Source organism: bacterium, from assembly GCA_024226335.1.
Classification (GTDB): domain Bacteria; phylum Myxococcota_A; class UBA9160; order SZUA-336; family SZUA-336; genus JAAELY01.
The window spans coordinates 1-3,161 of the sequence record JAAELY010000126.1 but is presented as its reverse complement, the minus strand read 5'-3'; the positions used below and the strand labels follow the sequence as shown (position 1 = coordinate 3,161).

The following is a 3,161-nucleotide window of genomic DNA, read 5'->3' as shown; positions in this document are numbered from 1 at the left end:
GTGCCCGACGGTCACACGATCGTCGTCGGCGGATTGGAGGTGGACTCGGAGACCGAGGCGGTGTCGCGACTGCCCTTGCTGGGAAGGCTCCCGATTCTCGGCGCGCTGTTCCGCAACACTTCGACCGGCCACACCAAGAGCCGCTTCTTTGTCTTCCTGCGCTGCAGCGTGCTCCAGCACGAGCGGTTCGAGGACCTCAAGTATCTGAGCAAGGACGACATTGACGCAGCCACGCTCGATGACGGCCTCCCCGTGCTGGAGCCGAGGATCATGCGATGAGAGCAGCACTCTTAGTCTTCGTGCTCGCGGTCGGCTGCGCGTCATCGCCCCCAGGTCCCTACACGACACCCGCGGAGGTCGAGCGCGACACCCAGCGTGCAGAGCAACTCACCCGCCAAGCCGCCGATCTCATCATCTCCAATCCAGTCGCTGCAGAAGAACTCCTACGCGAAGCCCTCACCGCCGACATATTCCACGGCCAGGCCCACAACAACCTCGGCGTGATCTTCCTGCGCCGCGAGGAGTTCTACGAGGCTGCCCACGAGTTCGAGTGGGCGCGGAAGCTGCTCCCCGGTCATCCGGACCCGCGGGTGAACTTGGCGTTGACCCTCGACCACGCGGGTCGCGAGAACGACGCGTTCGACGCCTACGAGACCGCGCTTGAAGTCGCCCCCGGCTACCTACCTGCGATCCAGGGGATCGCGCGACTCACAGTGCGAACAGGACGCGACGACGCACGGCTGCCCACGTGGCTCGACGAGATCGTCCTGGCCGGGGAGGACGAGAGCTGGCGCAACTGGGCGCGCCGCATGGCGTCCAAGCCTGCGATAGGTGGAAAGAGATGAGCCCGTCGCCAGGAACACTGTCGCGTTGTAGCATCTGCCGTCCAGCTCTCTCGGCATCTCCGCAGCAACCACCCTCTCCCCGGCGAGCCTCGTCGTCTACACACTGATGGCGAGGCTCGCTCTCTTGGGCACCCGCCCCCCTGCGCTCAGCGTGGACTGCCTGGGCACTTCTCCACGAACGACTGGCCCCAGTTCGCGGTGCCTGTCGCGATCGAGAATTCCGTCACCGCGCCGCAGTCCGAACAACGGAACCTGACGTGCCCCGGAACGTCAGGTTCGGGGAGCTGCTCCAAGTGATGCCCGAGCAACGCGGTCACCATCTCGACGAACCGCGAGAGCGTCTGCTGATCCGGATCGTCAGTCATCGAGGATCAGGATTCTGCAAGGCATGGTTGCCACACCGTCATAAGCGCGCCGCGCGTCGGCATCGTCCCGAGAGATTCTCTCTTTCCTCGCGCGACCTGGCGCCCTATGCGTTTTGTAAGCAGGAGACCTGGACGGGGACACGGCCGAGAGACCTGGAGAGGTGGAGCGATCGGATGACGGCACCGGTTACAGCAGAGAGCCACGGTGAACGCACTGCGCAAGCCAACGGGCACCAGCTCGGCGAGTGGTCGATCACGGCGATGAGCTCGATCCGCAGCGAGTGTGCTGCCTGCGGTGCCGACGTCGTGGTCCGGTACACGCCGAGGCCGGGGACGTTTGTCACCTCGGGTCGCGCGAAGGATGAGCGGTGCACGGCAACTCAGGATCGACCGCCAGGGTCGAAAAGAGATCTCGGAATCGCTGTGATCAGTAGCTCCGGGCACGATTCGTAATGAGGCCGAGCTGTCGCCAGGCGACCCGGACCCGCGGGTCAACCTGGCCTTGACGCTCGATCATTCCGGGCGATTGGAGGAGGCGTTCGAGGCGTACGAAACCGCACTCGAAGTGTCGCCGGGGTACCTGCCTGCTATCCAGGGGATCGCGCGAGCGGCCGTGCGAAGCAGGCGCGACGATGCTCGGCTGAAGGGGTGGCTCGACGCCATCGCGATCGAGACGACGAACGAGAGTTGGCGAGACTGGGCGCGACTGGAGGCGACCAGGCTCGATGGCCGCACTGACTGAATGTCGAGTGGCCGATTCGCTACGATGCGATGATGGCGGAAGGACTCCCCCCGGCAGCGTTCGGCCCCATCAAGGTCGCGTGGAGCGGAGTCGTCCGGTCAGTGCAACCTCGCATTCGGTTGACGCGCTCGTTCGATGAGCGCCAGCACTCGTACCTGGGTTACGTGCTGCACATTGACGGCAAGATCGCCGACGAGGACCGCGACTTCACGGTCGGAGTCGGGAAGGCTGCGCACGCGAAGCACGGTTTTCGGGTCGGCGATCGGGTCTCGGGAAAGTGTGTCCCTGTGCGCACGAACCTCGCGGAACCAGCCGAGTACTACAAGACGAGTGCCCTACGCCTGGAGCGCGACGAGCGAGCCGCAGGGAACCCGCCCCCGTGGCATCACCTTGCCCCCCTGCTCGAAGAGTATCGCCAGCGCGGTCACCGGCGGCTGGCCGCCCGCACGTACGAGACGAGCTGCTCCACGTGTACGTGGGGAGCGCGGATGGCCGTCGAGATCATTGTCGATCATTGGAAACCGGACCGGAAGAAGTACCGAACCGAGACCTTCTGCTACGGGCCGCTGTCGTGTGGCCTCTACAAGGCTGGTCCCACCCGAAAGGTCCCCGGGCGGCGAGGCATGTCGTACGAGGAAGAGGACTGGATCGACGGGGAAGCCACGAATCATCGGTCACCGGACGAGTGAAGACGATCTCGCCCCGTACGAGACTTTGGACGCGGAGTGGGTGCTGGAGCTATCCGACCTCACTTGTCAAGCTCGGCAGCCTCGCGATCGCTGCCGCGTCCTCGTCCGGGGCGAACTTCGAGTAGATGTTCGACGTCAAGGTCGGCGAGCAATGCCTCGCCAGCTTCTGGGCATGCGGGAGCGACACGCCCGCCCGCGCGAGGCTCGTGACGAACGACACGCGCAACGAATGGAAGTCGCACCGGCCGACCTCGGTTTCGCGCGGGATGCCAGCCGCGTCGAGATCGTGATCGAGGACTTCGGCGGCACGATAGTGATGTCCAACGCCACGGAACACCGGGGACGCAGGTAGCGCATCGAGAAGGAAGTTACGCAGCACGACGGCTACCTCGGCCTGCAACGGAATGCGCGAGTTCCGCCTGTTCTTCGCGTGCCCGTGCGCGACGGTGACCACGGGGTTGTCGTCGTCCAGCACGAGGTCACGGCGACGGAGCGCGAGCAGCTCTCCGCGTCGAAGTCC

The 3,161-nt window shown here is 65.2% G+C and carries 5 protein-coding genes; 4 read left to right on the top strand and 1 reads right to left on the bottom strand.

The window, feature by feature from the left end; all coding sequences use genetic code 11:
* From GY725_05800 to GY725_05785, 4 genes are all read left to right on the top strand, one after another.
* Positions 1 to 279 (top strand): type II and III secretion system protein (locus tag GY725_05800; GenBank protein MCP4003691.1); only part of this gene is annotated, 279 nt, incomplete at its 5' end.
* Positions 276 to 845, top strand: coding sequence for a hypothetical protein (locus GY725_05795; protein MCP4003690.1), 570 nt, complete (start codon positions 276 to 278; stop codon positions 843 to 845). The genes GY725_05800 and GY725_05795, both read left to right, overlap by 4 nt.
* Positions 846 to 1,712: 867 nt before the next feature.
* Positions 1,713 to 1,952 (top strand): hypothetical protein, encoded by a 240-nt coding sequence (locus GY725_05790; protein MCP4003689.1) that lies wholly within the window; start codon positions 1,713 to 1,715, stop codon positions 1,950 to 1,952.
* Positions 1,953 to 1,984: 32 nt separating this feature from the next.
* The gene (locus tag GY725_05785; GenBank protein ID MCP4003688.1) at positions 1,985 to 2,641 is read left to right on the top strand and encodes a hypothetical protein; all 657 of its coding nucleotides are present in this window, start codon (positions 1,985 to 1,987) and stop codon (positions 2,639 to 2,641) included.
* A gap of 49 nt (positions 2,642 to 2,690) precedes the next feature.
* On the opposite strand, the gene GY725_05780 is transcribed toward GY725_05785, so the two are convergent.
* On the bottom strand, positions 2,691 to 3,161 hold a 471-nt coding region (locus tag GY725_05780; protein MCP4003687.1), incomplete at its 5' end, for a site-specific integrase.